General features: G+C 71.1%; 16 protein-coding genes. 10 read left to right on the top strand and 6 right to left on the bottom strand.

From position 1 onward, the window contains the following. Positions 1 to 194 precede the first annotated feature (194 nt). Positions 195 to 4754, top strand: coding sequence for a glutamate synthase large subunit (gene gltB, locus ABTX18_RS25705; protein ID WP_352125097.1), 4560 nt, complete (start codon positions 195 to 197; stop codon positions 4752 to 4754). Next, positions 4747 to 6207 carry a glutamate synthase subunit beta gene (locus ABTX18_RS25700; RefSeq protein ID WP_352125096.1) on the top strand — a complete coding sequence of 487 codons (1461 nt, stop codon included), beginning with the start codon at positions 4747 to 4749 and terminating at the stop codon, positions 6205 to 6207. The genes gltB and ABTX18_RS25700 overlap by 8 nt, the downstream gene beginning before the upstream one ends. Positions 6208 to 6321: 114 nt before the next feature. On the opposite strand, the gene ABTX18_RS25695 is transcribed toward ABTX18_RS25700, so the two are convergent. Together ABTX18_RS25695 and ABTX18_RS25690 are read right to left on the bottom strand one after the other, a co-directional pair. After that, positions 6322 to 7557: an ArsB/NhaD family transporter gene (locus ABTX18_RS25695; protein ID WP_352125095.1), complete on the bottom strand. Its 1236-nt coding sequence runs from the start codon at positions 7555 to 7557 to the stop codon at positions 6322 to 6324. Positions 7558 to 7595: 38 nt separating this feature from the next. Next, positions 7596 to 8519: a rhomboid family intramembrane serine protease gene (locus ABTX18_RS25690; protein ID WP_352125094.1), complete on the bottom strand. Its 924-nt coding sequence runs from the start codon at positions 8517 to 8519 to the stop codon at positions 7596 to 7598. A gap of 121 nt (positions 8520 to 8640) precedes the next feature. Here ABTX18_RS25690 and ABTX18_RS25685 point away from each other — a divergent pair, with 121 nt between their 5' ends. Further along, positions 8641 to 9231: a HutD/Ves family protein gene (locus tag ABTX18_RS25685; protein ID WP_352125093.1), complete on the top strand. Its 591-nt coding sequence runs from the start codon at positions 8641 to 8643 to the stop codon at positions 9229 to 9231. Here the strand turns inward: ABTX18_RS25685 and ABTX18_RS25680 are convergent. Next, positions 9210 to 9497, bottom strand: a complete 288-nt coding sequence (locus tag ABTX18_RS25680; RefSeq protein WP_352125092.1) for a hypothetical protein — start codon at positions 9495 to 9497, stop codon at positions 9210 to 9212. The two genes, ABTX18_RS25685 and ABTX18_RS25680, sit on opposite strands and share 22 nt — an antisense overlap. Positions 9498 to 9668: 171 nt before the next feature. Here ABTX18_RS25680 and ABTX18_RS25675 point away from each other — a divergent pair, with 171 nt between their 5' ends. The 4 genes from ABTX18_RS25675 (at position 9669) to ABTX18_RS25660 (ending at position 13418) form a co-directional block, all read left to right on the top strand. Continuing rightward, a complete protein-coding gene (locus ABTX18_RS25675; RefSeq protein WP_352125091.1) occupies positions 9669 to 10184 on the top strand; it encodes a pyridoxamine 5'-phosphate oxidase family protein in 516 nt (171 codons plus the stop codon). Positions 10185 to 10334: 150 nt separating this feature from the next. Beyond that, a complete protein-coding gene (locus ABTX18_RS25670; protein ID WP_352125090.1) occupies positions 10335 to 10946 on the top strand; it encodes a TetR/AcrR family transcriptional regulator in 612 nt (203 codons plus the stop codon). A gap of 308 nt (positions 10947 to 11254) precedes the next feature. Continuing rightward, the gene (locus ABTX18_RS25665) at positions 11255 to 11458 is read left to right on the top strand and encodes a cold-shock protein (protein WP_015607926.1); all 204 of its coding nucleotides are present in this window, start codon (positions 11255 to 11257) and stop codon (positions 11456 to 11458) included. 259 nt (positions 11459 to 11717) lie between these two features. Continuing rightward, the gene (locus tag ABTX18_RS25660; protein WP_352125089.1) at positions 11718 to 13418 is read left to right on the top strand and encodes a DEAD/DEAH box helicase; all 1701 of its coding nucleotides are present in this window, start codon (positions 11718 to 11720) and stop codon (positions 13416 to 13418) included. A 103-nt stretch (positions 13419 to 13521) separates the two neighbouring features. Here the strand turns inward: ABTX18_RS25660 and ABTX18_RS25655 are convergent, their stop codons facing one another. Further along, positions 13522 to 14430: a hypothetical protein gene (locus ABTX18_RS25655; protein WP_352125088.1), complete on the bottom strand. Its 909-nt coding sequence runs from the start codon at positions 14428 to 14430 to the stop codon at positions 13522 to 13524. Positions 14431 to 14492: 62 nt separating this feature from the next. After that, positions 14493 to 16289: a glycoside hydrolase family 35 protein gene (locus ABTX18_RS25650; protein ID WP_352125087.1), complete on the bottom strand. Its 1797-nt coding sequence runs from the start codon at positions 16287 to 16289 to the stop codon at positions 14493 to 14495. A gap of 313 nt (positions 16290 to 16602) precedes the next feature. On the opposite strand from ABTX18_RS25650, the gene ABTX18_RS25645 reads away from it, so the two are divergent. The 3 genes from ABTX18_RS25645 to ABTX18_RS25635 are packed head-to-tail and all read left to right on the top strand — an operon-like array spanning position 16603 to position 18526. Continuing rightward, the gene (locus ABTX18_RS25645; RefSeq protein WP_352125086.1) at positions 16603 to 17484 is read left to right on the top strand and encodes a helix-turn-helix domain-containing protein; all 882 of its coding nucleotides are present in this window, start codon (positions 16603 to 16605) and stop codon (positions 17482 to 17484) included. Between the two features lie 23 nt (positions 17485 to 17507). Continuing rightward, positions 17508 to 17843 (top strand): chorismate mutase, encoded by a 336-nt coding sequence (locus ABTX18_RS25640; protein WP_352125085.1) that lies wholly within the window; start codon positions 17508 to 17510, stop codon positions 17841 to 17843. Between the two features lie 56 nt (positions 17844 to 17899). Further along, positions 17900 to 18526: an SMI1/KNR4 family protein gene (locus ABTX18_RS25635; RefSeq protein ID WP_352125206.1), complete on the top strand. Its 627-nt coding sequence runs from the start codon at positions 17900 to 17902 to the stop codon at positions 18524 to 18526. A 13-nt stretch (positions 18527 to 18539) separates the two neighbouring features. On the opposite strand, the gene ABTX18_RS25630 is transcribed toward ABTX18_RS25635, so the two are convergent. Beyond that, on the bottom strand, positions 18540 to 19976 hold the full coding sequence (locus ABTX18_RS25630) for an MFS transporter (protein WP_352125084.1): 1437 nt from the start codon (positions 19974 to 19976) through the stop codon (positions 18540 to 18542). Positions 19977 to 20274: the final 298 nt, after the last annotated feature.

Raw genomic sequence — 20274 nt, 5'->3', positions numbered from 1 at the left:
ACGCCTGCTCTCTGCGGTCTCCCGGGCGCCGATCCTCCGACTGCGACCCACTCCACCGCTATGGCGGTGTCCGTATGTTGGAACGAGCTATCCGCTTTTTGAGAAGCGTCCCATCATGTAATCTGCACGAAATTTCGCAGAGGGCCAACGTCGTCCCTCGGCACGCAAATGCCACGACGACGACGGGAGAGCCGATGCGCACCGACGCCTGGTCGCCCATGGACGGTCGCCCCGCCCAGCAGGGGATGTACGACCCCCGCAACGAGCACGACGCCTGTGGTGTCGGGTTCGTAGCCACTCTGACCGGTGTGGCCGGCCACGAGCTGGTCGAGCAGGCGCTGACCGTACTGCGCAACCTCGAACACCGAGGCGCCACCGGATCCGAGCCCGACTCCGGTGACGGTGCCGGAATCCTGCTCCAGGTCCCGGACGCCTTCCTCCGCGAAGAGGTCCCCTTCGACCTCCCCGAGGCCGGTGCCTACGCCGTCGGCATCGCGTTCCTGCCCGCGGACGACTCCACCGAGGCCGTCCGCAACCTCGAGAAGATCGCCGCCGAAGAAGGCCTCAAGGTCCTCGGCTGGCGCGAGGTCCCGGTCACCCCCGACATCCTCGGCAACGGCGCCCGCGCCACCATGCCCGAGTTCCGCCAGCTCTTCGTCGCCGACGGCGAGAGCACGGGCATCGTCCTGGACCGCAAGGCCTTCGTGCTGCGCAAGCGCGCCGAGCGTGAGACCGGGGTCTACTTCCCGTCGCTCTCCGCCCGCACGATCGTCTACAAGGGCATGCTCACCACCGGGCAGCTGGAGCCGTTCTTCCCCGACCTCTCCGACCGCCGTTTCGCGACCACGGTCGCGCTGGTCCACTCCCGCTTCTCCACCAACACCTTCCCGAGCTGGCCGCTCGCCCACCCGTACCGCTTCGTCGCGCACAACGGCGAGATCAACACGGTCAAGGGCAACCGCAACTGGATGAAGGCCCGCGAGTCCCAGCTCGCCTCCAGCCTCTTCGGCGAGGCGCAGCTCGACCGGATCTTCCCCGTCTGCACCCCGGACGCATCCGACTCCGCCTCCTTCGACGAGGTCCTGGAGCTGCTCCACCTCGGCGGCCGCTCGCTGCCGCACTCGGTCCTGATGATGGTCCCCGAGGCCTGGGAGAACCACGCCTCCATGGACCCGGCCCGGCGCGCCTTCTACCAGTACCACTCCACGATGATGGAGCCCTGGGACGGCCCGGCCTGCGTCACCTTCACCGACGGCACCCAGGTCGGCGCGGTCCTCGACCGCAACGGTCTGCGCCCCGGCCGCTACTGGGTCACCGACGACGGCCTCGTCGTGCTCTCCTCCGAGGTCGGCGTCCTGGACATCGACCCCGCCAAGGTCGTCCGCAAGGGCCGCCTCCAGCCCGGCAAGATGTTCCTCGTCGACACCGCCGAGCACCGCATCATCGAGGACGACGAGATCAAGGCGTCCCTCGCCGCCGAGCAGCCCTACCAGGAGTGGCTGGAGACCGGCGAGATCGAGCTCGAGGACCTCCCCGAGCGCGAGCACATCGTCCACACCCACGCCTCCGTCACCCGCCGCCAGCAGACCTTCGGCTACACGGAGGAAGAGCTCCGCGTCCTCCTCGCCCCGATGGCCCGCACCGCCGGCGAACCGCTGGGCTCCATGGGCACGGACTCGCCGATCGCCGCGCTCTCCGAGCGCCCCCGGCTGCTCTTCGACTACTTCACCCAGCTGTTCGCCCAGGTCACCAACCCGCCGCTGGACGCCATCCGCGAGGAGCTCGTCACCTCGCTGCGCTCGGTGCTCGGCCCCGCGGGCAACCTCCTGGAGCCGACCGCCGCGGCCTGCCGCAGCGTCACGCTGCCCTTCCCGGTGATCGACAACGACGAGCTGGCCAAGCTCATACACATCAACGCCGACGGCGACATGCCGGGCATGAAGGCCGCCACGCTCTCCGGCCTCTACCGCGTCAGCGGCGGCGGCGAGGCGCTGGCCGCCCGCATCGAGCAGATCACCACCGAGGTCGACGCCGCCATAGAGGACGGAGCCCGCCTGATCGTCCTGTCCGACCGGCACTCCGACGCCGAGCACGCCCCGATCCCCTCGCTGCTGCTCACCTCGGCCGTCCACCACCACCTCATCCGCACCAAGCAGCGCACCCAGGTGGGCCTGCTGGTCGAGGCCGGTGACGTCCGCGAGGTCCACCACGTCGCCCTGCTGATCGGCTACGGCGCCGCCGCGGTCAACCCGTACCTCGCCATGGAGTCCGTCGAGGACCTCGTCCGCGCCGGCACGTTCATCGAGGGCATCGAGGCCGAGCAGGCCATCCGCAACCTCATCCACGCGCTGGGCAAGGGCGTCCTGAAGGTCATGTCCAAGATGGGCATCTCCACCGTCGCCTCCTACCGCGGCGCCCAGGTCTTCGAGGCCGTCGGCCTCGACGAGGACTTCGTCGCGCAGTACTTCAACGGCACCGCCACCAAGATCGGCGGCGCCGGACTCGACGTCATCGCCAAGGAGGTCGCCGCCCGGCACGCCAAGGGCTACCCCGCCTCCGGCATCTCCGCCTCGCACCGCGCGCTGGAGATCGGCGGCGAGTACCAGTGGCGCCGCGAGGGCGAGCCGCACCTGTTCGACCCGGAGACGGTCTTCCGCCTCCAGCACGCCACGCGCAACCGCCGCTACGACATCTTCAAGAAGTACACGGACCGGGTGAACGAGCAGTCCGAGCGCCTGATGACGCTCCGCGGCCTGTTCGGGTTCAACTCCGGCCGCGAGGCGATCGACATCGACGAGGTCGAGTCCGTCTCCGACATCGTCAAGCGCTTCTCCACCGGCGCCATGTCGTACGGCTCGATCTCCCGCGAAGCGCACGAGACCCTCGCCATCGCCATGAACCAGCTGGGCGGCAAGTCCAACACCGGTGAGGGCGGCGAGGACGCCGACCGGCTCTACGACCCCGCCCGCCGCTCGTCCATCAAGCAGGTCGCCTCCGGCCGCTTCGGTGTCACCAGCGAGTACCTCGTCAACGCGGACGACATCCAGATCAAGATGGCGCAGGGCGCCAAGCCCGGCGAGGGCGGCCAGCTGCCCGGCCACAAGGTCTACCCGTGGGTCGCCAAGACCCGGCACTCCACCCCGGGCGTCGGCCTGATCTCCCCGCCGCCGCACCACGACATCTACTCCATCGAGGACCTGGCTCAGCTGATCCACGACCTCAAGAACGCCAACCCGGCGGCCCGCATCCACGTGAAGCTGGTCTCCGAGGTCGGCGTCGGCACGGTCGCCGCCGGTGTCTCCAAGGCGCACGCGGACGTCGTCCTCATCTCCGGCCACGACGGCGGAACGGGCGCCTCCCCGCTCACCTCCCTCAAGCACGCGGGCGGCCCCTGGGAGCTCGGCCTCGCCGAGACCCAGCAGACCCTGCTGCTCAACGGCCTGCGCGACCGCATCGTCGTGCAGACCGACGGCCAGCTCAAGACCGGCCGCGACGTCGTCATCGCCGCACTGCTGGGCGCCGAGGAATTCGGTTTCGCGACCGCGCCGCTCGTCGTCTCCGGCTGCGTCATGATGCGCGTCTGCCACCTCGACACCTGCCCGGTCGGCATCGCCACCCAGAACCCGGTCCTGCGCGACCGCTTCTCCGGCAAGGCCGAGTACATCGTCAACTTCTTCGAGTTCATCGCCCAGGAAGTCCGCGAGATCCTCGCCGAGCTCGGCTTCCGTACGATCGAAGAGGCCGTCGGCCACGCCGAGCTCCTGGACACCGACCGTGCCATCACGCACTGGAAGGCCCAGGGCCTCGACCTCGCCCCGCTGTTCTACGTCCCCGAGCTGGCCGACGGCGCCGTCCGCCACCAGATCGCCGAGCAGGACCACGGTCTCGCCAAGGCCCTCGACAACGAGCTCATCAAGCTCGCCGCCGACGCCCTGAACGCCGACAGCGCCGAGTCCGCCCTGCCGGTCCGCGCGCAGGTCGCGATCCGCAACATCAACCGGACCGTCGGCACCATGCTCGGCCACGAGGTCACGAAGAAGTTCGGCGGTGCGGGCCTGCCCGAGGACACCATCGACATCACCTTCACCGGCTCCGCCGGCCAGTCCTTCGGCGCCTTCCTCCCCAGCGGTGTCACGCTGCGCCTGGAGGGCGACGCCAACGACTACGTCGGCAAGGGCCTCTCCGGCGGCCGCGTCGTCGTCCGCCCCGACCGCGGCGCCGACCACCTCGCCGAGTACTCCACCATCGCGGGCAACACCATCGCCTACGGCGCGACCGGCGGCGAACTGTTCCTGCGCGGCCGCACCGGTGAGCGGTTCTGCGTCCGCAACTCCGGCGCCACCGTCGTCTCCGAAGGCGTGGGCGACCACGGCTGCGAGTACATGACCGGCGGCCACGCCGTCGTCCTCGGCGAGACCGGACGGAACTTCGCGGCCGGCATGTCCGGCGGTGTCGCGTACGTCATCGACCTGGACCGCGACAACGTCAACATCGGGAACCTCGGCGCGGTCGAGGAGCTCTCCGACACCGACGAGCAGTGGCTGCACGACGTCGTGCGCCGCCACCAGGAGGAGACCGGATCCACGGTCGCCGAGAAGCTGCTGGCCGAGTGGACCACCGCGGTGGCCCGCTTCAGCAAGATCATCCCGTCCACCTACAAGGCAGTGCTCGCCGCCAAGGACGCCGCTGAGCTCGCCGGTCTCTCCGAGCAGGAGACCACCGAGAAGATGATGGAGGCGGCGACCAATGGCTGACCCCAAGGGCTTCCTGACCACCGGCCGCGAGGTCGCCAAGACCCGCCCCGCCGGCGAGCGCGTCAAGGACTGGAACGAGGTCTACGTTCCGGGCTCGCTGCTCCCGATCATCAGCAAGCAGGCCGGCCGCTGCATGGACTGCGGCATCCCGTTCTGCCACAACGGCTGTCCCCTCGGAAACCTCATCCCCGAGTGGAACGACTACGCCTACCGCGAGGACTGGACCGCCGCGTCCGAGCGCCTGCACGCCACGAACAACTTCCCGGAGTTCACCGGGCGGCTCTGCCCGGCCCCGTGCGAGTCGGCGTGCGTGCTCGGCATCAACCAGCCGGCCGTCACCATCAAGAACGTCGAAGTCTCGATCATCGACCAGGCGTGGGACCGCGGCGACGTCACCCCGCAGCCGCCCGAGCGCCTCTCCGGCAAGACCGTGGCCGTCATCGGCTCCGGCCCGGCCGGACTCGCCGCCGCCCAGCAGCTGACCCGGGCCGGCCACACGGTCGCCGTCTACGAGCGCGCGGACCGCATCGGGGGACTCCTCCGGTACGGCATCCCCGAGTTCAAGATGGAGAAGTCGCACATCAACCGCCGCATCGAGCAGATGCGCGCGGAAGGCACCAAGTTCCGCACGGAGGTGGAGATCGGCAAGGACATCGACGCCGCCAAGCTCCGCCGCCGCTACGACGCCGTCGTCATCGCCGCCGGCGCCACCGTCTCCCGCGACCTGCCCGTCCCGGGCCGTGAGCTGAACGGCGTGCACTTCGCGATGGAATACCTGCCGCTCGCCAACAAGGTGCAGGAGGGCGACCTGACGGTCTCCCCGATCACCGCCGAGGGCAAGCACGTCGTCGTCATCGGCGGCGGCGACACCGGCGCCGACTGCGTCGGCACCGCCCACCGCCAGGGCGCGCTCTCCGTCACCCAGCTGGAGATCATGCCCCGGCCGGGCGAGGACCGGAACGCCAACCAGCCCTGGCCGACCTTCCCCATGCTCTACAAGGTCACCTCCGCGCACGAGGAGGGCGGCGAGAGGGTCTACTCCGTCTCGACCACCCACTTCGAGGGCGACGAGGACGGCAACGTCCAGGCCCTCCACCTCGTCGAGGTGGAGTTCAAGGACGGTAAGCTGGAGCAGAAGCCCGGCACCGAGCGGAAGATCCCCGCACAGCTGGTCACCCTCGCGATGGGCTTCACCGGCACGGACCAGGCCAACGGGCTGGTCCAGCAGTTCGGTCTGGAACTCGACGCACGGGGCAACGTCGCCCGTGACGACGACTACGCCACCAACGTCGACGGCGTGTTCGTCGCCGGTGACGCCGGCCGCGGCCAGTCCCTCATCGTGTGGGCCATCGCCGAGGGCCGCTCCGCGGCACGCGGCGTGGACCGCTTCCTGACCGGAGCCAGCGCACTGCCGGCCCCGATCCGCCCGACGGACCGTTCCCTGACGGTCTGATCACGGCACACAGACGTCCCGTACAACGGCGTACGGAACTGAACGCGGCGCCTGCCCGTCCCCGACCGGACGATTCGGCAGGCGCCGTGGCGCATCCCGGGACGGTTTCGTGCCTCAGGTGACCAGGGCCAGCGCACAGGTCGCGGCGGACACCGCCGTCACCGACAGCACCAGACCGGTCAGGACGAACCGCCCCACGGAGATCCGCGTCCCCTGCCAGCGGCACCGCTCGAACCACAGCAACGTCGCCAGCGAACCCCACGGCGTGACCACCGACCCCGCGTTCACCCCGATCAGCAGGGCGAGCAGCTGGTGGTGGTTGTCCGCGGGGATCACCGCCTCGCCCGCCACGTACGCCGGCAGGTTGTTCAGTACGTTGGACAGCCCGGCACCCACCCCCGCCGACCGCAGCATGCCCACCAGGCCGTCGTCCGAGCCCAGCGCCCGCACCAGCAGCTCATGCAGCCCGTGCGCGTTGACCGTCTCCACGACCAGGAACATCCCGGGCACCAGCACCAGCAGCCGCCACGGGACCAGCGACACCCGCAGCTCCTCCCGGCGCCGCATCGCATAGGCCGCCACCACGATCACCATCGCGACCAGCGACGCCGACCACAGCGGCACGTCCAGCAGCAGGATCGCCAGCAGGAAACCGCCGCACGCCACCGAACAGATCCGCAGCAGCACCGGATCACCCGGAACCGGCACGGCCGGCGGGACGTAACGGTCCGCCCCACGCCGGCCGCGGCGCCAGTAGAAGACCCACAGGCACAGGGCCGTCACGCCGATCGCCGCCAGCTGGGGCAGCCACATCACACCGGCCAGACCCGCCGGGGACAGCGCCACCCGGTCCGCCGCCAGCAGATTGGTCAGGTTCGACACCGGAAGCAGCAGACTCGCCGTGTTGGCCAGCCACACCGTCGTCATCGCCAACGGCAGGGCCGCGATCCCCACCCGCGTACCCAGCGCCAGCATCACCGGGGTGAGCAGCACGGCAGTGGTGTCCAGATTCAGCGTGATCGTGGTCAGCGACGCGAACACCACACACAGCCCGAACAGCAGCGGATAACGGCCTCGCCCCGCCCGCGCCACCCAGGCCGCAACCACATCGAATACCTGCGCCCGGCCCGCCAGCTCCGCCAGCACGATCACCGTGGCCAGGAACACCAGCAGGGGCCCCACGCGCCGCATCTCATCCGCCGCCGGATCAGCAGGAAGCAGCCCGGTCACCACCGCCACCACGCCCAGCAGAAGCAGCCCGCCCGCCAGCCGGTCCAGGGGGTGCAGCCGCCGCATCAGGGAGCCCGCACCGGAACGCACGGCCCCCGGCCGGTAGTGATCATTCCGCATGCGGTCATCGTGTCAGACCACCGTGCACCGCCCGCGGCTCAGCCCGTCAGCGCCGAGGTTTTCAGAACCACCAGCAGCACGAGCACGGCCAGCAGCACCACACACCCGGCCGCCTGCACCGGCGCACGCCGCTGCGCCGGTGCGTACGCGTAGACGACCGTGACGAGCGCACCGGTCAGCAGCCCGCCCAGATGCCCCTCCCACGAGGTGAAACCGGCGGAGATCACCATCCACACCAGGAACCCGGCCAGGAACCGGTTCACCGCCCGCATGTCCCGGCCCAGACGCCGGTTGATGACGTAGAACGACGCCGCGAGACCGAACACCGCCCCCGAGGCGCCCACCGCGCTGTCGAACGGCGCGATCAGGTAGACCAGAACCGAACCACCGAGCGCGGACAGCAGATACAGCGCGAGATACCGGACCCGCCCCAGCTGCTCCTCGACGACCCGGCCCAGATTCCACAGTGCGTACATGTTGAAGAGGATGTGCAGCACCCCGAACGGCAGCGAACCGAAGGAGGACCCGTCCGGAGGCAGGTGCAGAAAGGCCCCGGTCAGCAGCCGGTACCACTCGCCGTCCACCACGCCGATCACGTCGAGGCCGGGGAAACCCCCGTCCACGTAGACGTACTGGCCGCCGTCCGGGCCGGTCAGCCCGGCACCCGTCATCGAGAACCGGTCGACGATCCCCGGACGGACCAGCTCGGCGAGGTAGACCAGGATGTTCAGGCCCATCAGCACATAGGTGACGAGCGGCACCGTGCCGCGGGCCACCGCACCCCCGAACACGGTCCGCGCCTGCCGGATCGAACGCTGCCCTTCCTTCACGCACTCCACGCAGTGATGGCCGACGGCCGCCTCGCGCATGCAGTCGGGGCAGATGAAGCGCTCGCAGCGGGTGCAGCTCACATACGTCTCGTACGAGGGATGGCGGTAGCAGGTGGTGACGGCGGCCTCCATGGCCGGCTCCTTCATCGGTCTGCGGACACGAGGCCGGTGGGGGCGGCGGCGATCAAGATAGCGAACCCCAGGGAGCGGTCTAGGCTCGGGGTTCCTCATCCCCGACGATCGGAGCCCCCTGATGACCGCCGAGGCGTTCCGGATCCTGCGCGCGGCGGGCCGCGCGCAGGTGGCGTGGAAGAACGGCGGGGGCATCACCCGCGACATCGCCGCGCCGCCAGGCGCCACCACCGACGCCTTCGACTGGCGGGTCAGCCTGGCGGACGTGGCCGCGGACGGGCCGTTCTCCGTCTTCCCGGGCGTCGACCGCACGCTGACGGTGGTGGAGGGCGCCGGGATGGATCTGATGGTGGGCGGGGAGCACCACATCGTCGACGAGCCGTACTGGCCGCACGACTTCCCGGGCGACGTGGAGACCGACGGCCGGCTGCTGGCGGGCCCCGTTCTGAACCTCAACGTGATGTACCGCAGGGACCGCTTCCGGGCGCAGACGGCGGTGGTACGCGGCACCCTCCGGCTGGCGGCTCCGGAGGGCGGGGCGGTGCTCGCCGTGGCGCTGGAGGACGGCGCCGTCATCGACGGTACGGACACCGGGCTCGGCTGCTACGACGCGGTGCTGCTGCGGGGCACGGCCGCGTGCGTGCTGCGGACGCAGGGGTACGCGGCGCTGGTCACGCTGTCACCGGAGCCTCAGGAGCCGGGTACCCAGTAGTTGTGGACCTGGGACACCGTGGGGCGCTCACTCGCGGGGGGCAGGCCCTGCCTCTCGGCGACGGGCATCATCACCGTCCCGAACTTGTCCATGGCTTCCTGGGACTCCCAGAGGTCGTACACCTCGATGCCCGTATCGGTGGGGACGCACACGTGCGAGAGACATCCGGCGAAGGTGTCGCCCGGCATCGCCTGGAGTTTCGCGTTCAGCGCGTCGTACTGGTCCGTCGTGACGCCCGGCAGTGACGCCTTCATGAAGATGGCCATCTGAACTCACCTCGGAGTCGGGAGCGGCCCCCTCCCTGCCGCCGGACGGCGGCCTCAGCCTCTCTACCAGCACACCACGGCGGGGCCCGCACGGCATCCGTCCGGGTGGTCCACGATCGCACCCGGGGAAACCGGACAGAAGATGTCGGGATTTCCGGGTTCGATGGAGTCATGACAGCCACGACCTCACATTCCTGGGCCGGCTTCCGGTCCGCCGAGCCGGACTTCGCCGACACCGTCCGCCGACGCTTCGAGCAGTACAAGCACCACGTCCTGGCGACCATCCGCAAGGACGGCTCGCCCCGGGTGACCGGCCTCGAGGTGGACTTCCGGCTCGACGAGCCGTTCCTCGGCATGATGCCGAACTCGCGCAAGGCGCTGGACCTGCGCCGCGACCCCCGCTTCGCGGTGCAGGCCAACCCCGGCCCCGACGCCGAGATGGCCGACGGGGACGTACGGATCTCCGGACGCGCCGTCGAGGTGGACGATCCGGACGTGCTGGCGCGCTTCATCACCGAGGTGAAGCCGCCGGAACCCTTCCACCTCTTCCGGGTGGAGCTGACCGAGGTGGTGCGCACGGGACTCGAGGGCGGCGACACCCTGGTCATCCAGACCTGGCGCCCCGGCCACCCGCTGCACACGATCCGCAGGGGCAACGACGACGGCTCGGCGACTGGAACCCCATGACCGCTCCCTGACCGGCCCTCATCGCGCCTGACCGGCCCTCACCGTCGCTCGCCGCCCCTCACCGGCCCGGACAGCCCGGGCCGCCCAGGGCTGTCCGGCCGTGGACGACGGGGCGTCCGCGGCCGCTCCCGGCGGGCGGAGAATGGGCGGGTGCCTACCAAGAAGAAGCCCCAGGCGACCCCCGCGCCCGAGCGCCGTGGCGAACTGCTCGCCACCGCCGCCGAGGTGTTCGCAGCCCAGGGATACAACGCCACGACCGTCCGCAGGATCGCGGACGCGGCCGGCATGCTCGCGGGCAGCCTCTACTACCACTTCGATTCCAAGGAATCGATGCTCGACGAGATCCTCTCCACCTTCCTGGGCGAACTCTGGGAGGGCTACGACGCCGTCCTCGGCGCCGGGCTCGGCCCCCGGGAGACCATCGAGGCGCTCGTCACCGAGTCCTTCCGCGAGATCGACCGGCACCGCGCCGCCGTCGCCATCTACCAGAAGGAGGCCCGGCACCTGGCCGCCCAGCCCCGGTTCCAGTACCTCGTCGAGTCCCAGGAGAGGTTCGAGAAGGCCTGGCTCGGCACGCTCGAGCGCGGCGTGGCCGACCGGACCTTCCGCGCCGACCTCGACATCCGCCTCACCTACCGGTTCGTCCGCGACACCGTCTGGGTCGCCGCGTCCTGGTACCGGCCGGGCGGACAGCACAGCCCCGAGGAGATCGCCCGCCAGTACCTCTCGATGGTCCTGGACGGCATCGCCCTGCGGCACTGAAACCCGCGCCGCGGGGCGCGCCGGGAAACGGGTTCGGAGGACTTCAAAACCGCTCCTGGCCGGGCGCCCCAAGGGTTCCCGCGGAACGCGCCGGCCGGCGGCACGGCGCGTCCCACCGCTGGTCGGCAGATCGTGCTAGGGTTGATCCCGTTGCAGTTTTGGTACCCATGAACTTTATGTGCGCCTGACGGGAATGCTTCCTCAGGCGCTTTATTGTTTTCCGGCTTTCTCCGGGTGGGGCTCAATGCGGCGACTTGGAATTCGTAAAGTGCGGATTTCCGGCACTGCACCTGTTTTAGGAGAATGACATGGCTACTGGAACCGTGAAGTGGTTCAACTCGGAAAAGGGCTTCGGCTTCATCGAGCAGGACGGCGGCGGCGCCGACGTCTTCGCCCACTACTCCAACATCGCCACCCAGGGCTTCCGTGAGCTCCAGGAGGGCCAGAAGGTCTCCTTCGACGTCACGCAGGGCCAGAAGGGCCCGCAGGCGGAGAACATCGTCCCGGCCTAATTGCCGGACGCGTACCTCGCAGCCGGGGCCCGCACCGAGAAGGTGCGGGCCCCGGCTTGTGCTGTCCCTGGGAAGTAACGCAGAGACCGGGCGCCGACCGGCGCCCCGCACCGGGTGCGACGAAGCACCCCGGGCACCCCGGAAGTTCCGCGCGCCGCGCACAGCGGTCCGTCCGCACGTCCGCGCAGGCCCCGGAACTCCCGCGCAGTCCCCAGCAGTCCCCGTAGTTCCCAGGAATCCCCCAGGAGGGCAATTCCGTATGACCCGCTCCGAACGTCAGGACCGTCCCGCCCGCAATCGCCCGTCGAGGGGGCGTGGCACGGCCCAGGCACAGGCAACCGCACAGGGTTCCGGCAAGGGATCCGGCAAGGCGTCGCCCCGTCGCAGGGCCACGCCGCCGCAGGGTGAGTTCGCCCTGCCCGAAACGATGACCCCCGCACTGCCCGCCGTCGAGGCGTTCGCCGAGCTGGACATGCCCGCCGCCCTGCTGAAAACCCTTGCCGCGCAGGGCGTCACCGACCCGTTCCCGATCCAGGGCGCCACCCTGCCGAACTCGCTCGCCGGCCGGGACATCCTCGGCCGCGGCCGCACCGGCTCCGGCAAGACCCTCGCCTTCGGCCTCGCGCTGCTGGCCCGCACCGCCGGGCGCCGCTCCGAGCCGAAGGCCCCGCTGGCCCTCGTCCTCGTCCCGACCCGCGAGCTCGCCCAGCAGGTCACCGACGCGCTGACGCCGTACGCGACCGCCGTCAACCTGCGGATGGCCACCGTCGTCGGCGGCATGTCGATCACCAAGCAGTCCGGCACCCTGCGCCGCGGCGCCGAGGTGGTCGTCGCCACGCCGGGCCGCCTCAAGGACCTCATCGAGCGCGGCGACTGCCGCCTGGACCAGGTCGCCATCACCGTCCTCGACGAGGCCGACCAGATGGCCGACATGGGCTTCATGCCGCAGGTCGTCGCCCTGCTCAAGCAGGTCGAGGAGGGCGGACAGCGGATGCTGTTCTCCGCGACCCTGGACAAGAACATCGACCGGCTGGTCAAGATGTTCCTGACCGACCCCGTCGTGCACTCGGTCGACCCGTCCGCCGGTGCCGTCACCACCATGGAGCACCACGTGCTCCACGTGCTCGACGAGACCGACAAGAAGGCCGTCGCCACGAAGATCGCCGCCCGCGAGGGCCGGGTGATCATGTTCGTCGACACCAAGCGCGCCGCCGACCGCTTCGCCAAGCGGCTGCTCGCCAGCGGTGTACGGGCTGCCGCGCTGCACGGCGGGCGTTCCCAGCCGCAGCGCAACCGGACCCTGGACCAGTTCAAGACCGGTGAGGTCACCGCGCTCGTCGCGACGAACGTGGCGGCCCGCGGCATCCATGTCGACGACCTCGACCTGGTCGTCAACGTGGACCCGCCCACCGACCACAAGGACTACCTCCACCGCGGCGGACGCACCGCGCGCGCCGGTGAGTCCGGCAGCGTCGTCACGCTGGTGCTGCCCGAGGAGAAGCGGGAGATGACCCGGCTGATGCAGGACGCGGGCATCGCGCCCCGCACCACCCGGATCAAATCCAGCGACGAGGAGCTCACCCGGATCACCGGGGCCCGCGAGCCCTCCGGCATCGCGATCGTGATCGAGGTCCCGCAGCCGACCCCGCCGAAGCCGCGCACGCGGACCGGCGGCGGCACGGGTACGGGCACCGGCAGCACGGGCGGCTTCCGCTCGGGCAGCCGAGGCCGCGGCCGCCGCGGTGGCGCAGGTGCTGCCGGAGGTGCCGGTGCGCAGGGCACGGGCGGCGCGGCTCGCTCCGGCGGCTCCGGCACGGGTGGCGCCTCACGCGGTTCCAGTGCCGGTGGCGCTTCGCGCGGCGCCGGTACGGGTGGCGCTTCGCGCGGTACCGGCGGAGCGGGTCGCTCCGGCGGTTCGGGCCGCGGTGGCGCGCCTGCGCGTGGGCGTCGCGCCGCGTAGCCGGTAGGTATTGCAGCCCGTCCGGTGTGTGAGGACGAAGCGGCATGCGGGTTCGCCCGCAGCACCGCTTCCGTCCCCCGCGCCGGACGGGCTTTTTTCCGCCTCAGGTCGTGCAGTCCAGCACCGTCCTACACAGCGCGCACCGCGCCCGCACCCGGCCGCGGACCGGCACCCGGTTGCGCTGATGGCAGGTCGGGCACGAGAACGACACGCGCAGCCCGTCGTCCCCGGCCTCGAACGCGTACGGAACCGCCGGCCCCGCCGCCGGCACGGCACCCGGATGATCCTGGGCGTACCGCCGGTCCTTCGCATACCTGCGCCTCCCCGCCCAGCCCGCGGCCGTCAGCGGCGGCTGCGCGCTCTCGCGCAGCGCCTGCGCCCTCCCCTTCGTGTACGCCGTGTACGCCTGCGGGCTGGTGAACCACGGCGAGGGATCCTCGTCGAAGGCGAGCGCCCGCTTGGCCAGCACATACCCGAACTCCTCCGGGGTGAGATAGCCGAGCTTCTGGCTGGACGTGGCGTCCTCGCGGAACGCGTCCAGCAGCAGCCAGCCCGCCCCCAGATAGGCCGCCGCGGTGTCGGTGAGGATCTCGTTGGCACGGGTCCCCGCGAACTCCAGGCCGAGCCGGTGCAGCAGCACATGCGTGACCTCGTGCGACAACGCGGCGCCGATGTCCCTGCGATGGGTACGGAAACGGTCGTTCAGCTCGATGAAGTACTCCGGCCCCGCCGCGAGCTCGACACTTCCCGCATGCTCCATCGAACGGAACGCCACGATCATCCGGGCGTCCGGCAGCCGCAGATGCCGCACCATCGCCCGCGCCACCCGCTGCGCACCGAGATGCAGATCGTCCGCGTCGGCGAACGCCGCGTCGACGGGGGCCAGACTGGGGGCGAAGCGGTGGACGCCGTCGTACGACAGCCGTCGGTACAGCGCGGTGATCGCCGAGCGGACCGTGTCCAGATGCGGGAAGCCGTGCACCACCGGGCTGCCGTGGGGGCTGTCCGACACGTCCCCACCTCCACGTCGCGGTGCTCAACTCCTCATCACTGTACGGGGACGGCCGTTCCCCGTCAGGCGTCCGCGTCCGCCGCTTCGCCCCCGGCCTCGCCCGGACCCAGCTCGGCGAACGGTGCCCCCGCGCCCTCCACCTCCAGCACCCACACCTCGTTCACACCGGCCCGCAGCACCGGACCCGGCACATACAGCGTCCGCTGGGGGCCCGCCGACCAGTAACGCCCGAGGCAGAACCCGTTCACCCACACGAAGCCGCGCGTCCAGCCCGGCAGTTGGAGCCCGGCGTGCCCGGTCCCGGACACGTCCGCGACCTCGAACGTGCCCCGGTACAGGCCACTGCCCCCCGACCCGTCGACCGGCGCGAACGGCACGCCCGCCACCGCGCCGGGCTCGTCGAACGCGTCGAGCCGCAGCGCCCGCGCCCGTACGCCGTGCAGGAACTGGCGCTCGTGCAGCACACCCCCGGTGATCCCCTTCGGCTCGCCCAGCCGCGGCCCGTAGTTCACCCGGCCCAGCGACTCCACCCACAGCTCCACCTCGGCCGGCCCGGCCACCGGCTCCGGCAGGTGGGCGTCCTCCTCGCTCAACACGCCCCTGCGCACCCCGTCCACGTACACCGCCGCCCGGTCCCGCAGGCCCGCGACGCCCAGGGTGTACGGGCCGCGCGGACCCGGCACCGCGACCCGGTAGCGCACCAGGCCGCGATCCACCCCGAGTTCCTCGAACGTGGGCGGCACACCGGACTCCGCCGCCTCCTCGTCACCCAGCGCCTCCATGACGGCCGACAGCGGCGCCCACTCGGTCAGCCCGGCCCGCACCGGAGCCAGCCCGACGGGCTCCGGCGGCAGCGAGGGCAGCGGCCCGTCCGCGTACGCGGCGAGGACCTCCCGGAACAGGCGGAACTTCTCCGTCGGCCGCCCGTACTCGTCGACCGGCGCGTCGTAGTCGTACGACGTCACCGTCGGCAGCAGCTCCTCGTCCTGCAGCGGCCCGGAGCGGTTGGCGCCCGCCCAGCCGGCGAAGTTCGTCCCCCCGTGCGCCATGTAGATGTTCACCGACGCCCCGCACTCCAGGATCTCCCGCAATGCCCCGGCGGCCTGCGCCGGATCCCGTACGACCGCGGGCGCACCCCAGTGCTCGAACCAGCCGCACCAGAACTCCATGCACATCAGCGGACCACCGGCCTGATGCCGGCGCAGCACCCGGAACGCCTCGCGCGCCCCCGAACCGAAGTTCGCCGTGGCGAGCAGACCGGGCACCGAACCTCCGGTGAGCATGTGGTCCTCCGGCCCGTCGGAGGTGAACAGCGGAACGCTCACCCCGCACGCACCGAGCAGCGCCACGACCCGGTCCAGGTACACCGCGTCGGTGCCGTAACTGCCGTACTCGTTCTCCGCCTGCACCATGATCACCGGACCGCCGCGGTCGGTCTGCCGCTCCACCACCTGCGGCAGCAGCTCGGCGAACCACCGCCCCACCGCGCCCAGATAACCGGCGTCCCGGGTCCGCACCCGCCGCCCGAACCGCCCCGTCACCCACGCGGGCAGCCCGCCGTTCTCCCATTCCGCGCAGATGTACGGCCCCGGCCGGACGATCGCCCACAGACCGGCCCGGTGCGCCGCGTCCAGGAAACGGCCGAGCGCCCCCACGTCACGGAACTCGCCCTGCCTGGGCTCGTGCAGGTTCCACGGGACGTACGTCTCGACGCAGTTCAACCCCATCGCCCGCAGCATCGACAGCCGGTGCTCCCACTGCGCCTCGTGCACCCGGAAGTAGTGCAGGGCCCCCGACAGCAGCCGTACGGGCTTCCCGTCGATCCGGAAGTGGTCGTCCCCCACGGTGAAATCAGCCATCGTGCTCGTTCTCTCCTGTGCGCGCGGCCCCGTGAACGCCGCGCTGCGCGGCCCGGTATGCGGAACGCGGTACGTGTGACGGAGCGGGCGGCACCCGGGAGCAAGGTCACGGCCCAGCGTCACCCCTGGCGTGCGGCCCGGTCCATGGACAAAGATCATGGCTGTTTGGACGCAGCCGCAGGACGGTGTGCACGCAGCGGCACGATTACATGGACGCAGTCGCACGACTACGTGGACGCAGCCGCACGACTGTTTGTACGCAGGACACGACGCCGCGTGCCGGACGGGGAAGCGGAGGGAGGAGCGAGGGCCGATGTACCACACCTGGATGCGCTTCTTCACCCCGAGCCCGCTCCACCACCGCCTCGGCCTGGTCTGCCTGGGCGTCGGCCTGCAGCACGGCACGCTCCCGACGGTCGGGCCCCGCACCCTGGACCACCACGTGGCCGTCGTCGTCAACGCGGGCAGCGGATGGTTCGCAGGACCGGACGGGCGCCGGGTGCCCGTCACCGCGCCCAGCCTGATCTGGCTGACCCCCGGCACCCCGCACCACTACGGCGCCGACTCGGTCACCGGCTGGGACGAGAGCTTCGTCGACTTCACCGGGCCCGCCACGACCACGTACACCGAACTCGGCTACATCGAACCGGAACGCCCCCTCGTCCCACTCGCCGACACCGCCGCGCCCCGGGCCGCGATCGGCCGGATGGTACGGGCGGCCCGGCGCGGCAACCCGCTGCTGGAAGTGGAGACGGGGGCGGCCGTCCACGAACTCCTCGTCGCGCTGCGCCGCGCACGCGCCGACGTGGGCCCCGACGGCGACCCGGTGCTGCAGGCCCTGGCCCGCGACGCCTTCCAGCCGCTGTCCGTCGCCGAGCACGCCGTCCGTCACGGCATGACACCCGCCGAACTGCGCACGGCGGTGCGGCGGGGCGCCGGGTGCAGCCCGAAGGACTACCTCCTCGGCATCCGGCTCGGCCACGCCAAGGAACTCCTCGCCACCAGCGACCTGCCCGTCGCCGCCGTCGCCCGGCGCGTGGGGTACGACGACCCGGCGTACTTCTCCCGCCTGTTCGCCCGCCGCGTCGGAATGGCCCCGGTCCGCTTCCGCGCACAGCAGGGTCGCAGCGTGCCCGGCGGCTGGAGCGACCGCGTCCCGGACCCGGAACACCCACCGACGATCACCCCCATGTGACGGTCGGTCTAAGCTCGCTGACCATGACCACGAGCGACATCGACGATTCCGTAGGCGCCGAACTCAACCGGCTGCGCGAGAGCATCGACAACATCGACGCGGCTGTTGTCCACATGCTCGCCGAGCGCTTCAAGTGCACCCAGCAGGTCGGCCACCTCAAGGCCGCCCACCAACTCCCCCCGGCCGACCCGGCCCGCGAGTCCCGCCAGATCGCCCGGCTGCGCCAGCTGGCGGAAAGCGCGCATCTGGACCCGGCGTTCGCGGAGAAGCTGCTGAACTTCATCGTGGCCGAGGTCATCCGCCACCATGAGCGCATCGCGGAGGAGTCCGCGAACGGGGCGGGCGGCGCGGGGGCGTAGGGGCTTCCGGAGGAGCCGCTGCCGTTGTCAGTGGCTCCCCCTACGCTTCCGCCGTGATGGTCACCGATACGCAAGGCGGCCCGGCCGCTCCCGTACACCCCTGGCGCGACCTGCTCCAGCGGTGGAGCGACGAGTGGCTCGACCCAATCCTGCACGAACAGGAACGGCGCGAGCCCTTTCCGGCGGAGGTGCGGGCGGCTCGATGGCTGGGCGGTCCCGGGGCGGCCCCGGGGGAGCTGACGGCGCTGGAGGAGCGCCTGGGGACCGCTCTTCCGCCGAGCTACCGGCAGTTTCTGCAGATCAGCGACGGATGGCTCGACACCACGACCGAGATCGCACGCCTGCTGCCGGCCCGGGACGTGGGCCGGGTCAGGGACGTCGATCCGGAGCTTGCCGGGGACTGGGGCGGCGACCGGGGCGGGACCGACGTGCCCGACGAGGAGTACTTCGTCTACGGCGACGAGCAGGACCCCTGTGCCATCCGGACCGGGTATCTGAGCGACATGCTCAAGATCAGCCATACGCCCGGGGCGGGGGACGTCTATCTGCTCAACCCGCACGTGGTCACACCGGCGGGGGAGTGGGAGGCCTGGTATCTCGCTCACTGGTTGCCGGGAGCCCTCCGGTACCGGTCCTTCTGGGAGCTGATGAACGACGAGTACCGGAGCTTCCGCGGCGATTGAGCGTGGGTGCCCGTCAGGGCGAGATCTCCTCCAGCGGGCGGTTTGCCGTCTCCTCCGCCAGCGTTCCCGCCACCACCGCGCCCACCAGGGCCACCGCTCCCAGCATGACGAACACCGAGGCGACGCTGTCACCGGATGCGTAGACCACGCCCACCAGGATCGGGCCGAGGATCACGCCCAGGCGGTTGACCGCGCCGCCGACGCTGCAGCCCAGGGCGCGCATCCGGGTCGGATAGAGCTCGGGTGTGTACAGGTACAGGCAGATGTTGGAGCCGAAGAAGCCGACCGCCGAGAGAGATGTCCAGATCAGCACCTGCACGGGGGTGCCCGCGCCGAGCGCCGCGAGGGTGAGCAGCAGTGCGGCCGAGGCGCCGAGGCAGATCGCGAAGATCCTGCGGCGGCCCAGGACGTCCACGGTGAGGGCGACGATCAGGCAGCCCAGCAGACCGGCGACCGAGGTCACCGTGGAGTAGAGCAGGGCGTCGGACAGGGTCAGACCGTACTCGTCCTTGTAGATGCTGGGCAGCCAGGACGTCACGCCGTAGTTGACGAAGTAGCCGGTGAACCAGATCGCGCCGACCACCAGCGTGCGGCGCCGGTAGCGGCCGGTGAACAGGCCGCGCACGCCGGTCGCGGCGCGTTCCGCCGGGGTCGCGGACGCTGCCGCCGGAACCGGGGTCCCGGAGGGAGAGGGGGAGGCCGGTGGGGGCAGGGGGGCGCCCGTCGCCGCCGACACCTTGGCCTCGATCGCCGTCATGACCGCCTCGGCCTCGGCCAGGCGGCCCCGCTCCGCGAGCCAGCGTGGCGACTCCGGGACCTTGCGCTGGACGAGGAAGGCCAGCAGGCCGGGCACGGCGGCGACCGCGAACATCACGCGCCAGCCCGCCGCCGGGACCACCCAGGCCGCGACCAGGGCCCCGATGGTGAGGCCGGCCGGGAAGACGAGCTCGTACAGCAGAACGAAGCGGCCCCGCTTGAAGCTGCGGGTGATCTCGCTGATGAAGGCCGCCGCTACCGGCACCTCGCCCCCGATCGCGAGTCCCTGGACGAAGCGCAGGGCCAGGAAAGGGGTGAGCGAGGTGCACGCGGTCAGTGCCAGGCTCGCGAGACCGGACACGGCCACGCAGTACGCGATCACCTTCACCCGGCCGTAGCGGTCGGCCAGCCGGCCCGACAGCAGCGCGCCGACGAGCATGCCGGCCGAGCCGACCGTGAGGACCGCGGTGGCGTCGCCCGTGGACAACTGCCACTCGTCGCGGAGCTCGGGCAGCGCGTAGGCGATCAGCAGCTGGTCGAAGGCCTCGAAGAAGGTGACGACGCCCACGATCAGGCGGACGGTGACGTGCCAGCGGGAGAGCGGCAGTCGTTCGAAGCGGGCGGCGATGGTGGAGCGGGTGGTGCCGGCCGGCGGCGAGCCGGGGACGGCGTCCTTCGAGGTGTCGGTGCTCATCCAGGGTTCCTCCTGCTCCGCATGGGGCCGGAGCGGTTGGGGAGCCAGGTGTACGAGTGCGCAGAGGGGGGTGAGCCGGTCGAGCGCGGGGGTGGACGACGGCCGGGTCGGTCGAGCGTACGGGGGGACGACGGCCGTGCGGCGCTCATGGGCGGGTGACATCACCCACGGCCTCTGCGGACTTCCGTAAGTGCCTAGCTTCTAAGTGCTTAAGTTTTACCGGCACGGGGGCGGTGGCCGTCAAGACCCCGGAGGCAAAAGGAGATTTTGCCGTGGGGGCTTGCGGGTAATTACTTAA

The organism is Streptomyces sp. NPDC096323, from assembly GCF_040302845.1.
Classification (GTDB): domain Bacteria; phylum Actinomycetota; class Actinomycetes; order Streptomycetales; family Streptomycetaceae; genus Streptomyces.
Note: the sequence above shows the minus strand (reverse complement) of the source record. Positions and strands in the feature narration are given on the sequence as shown.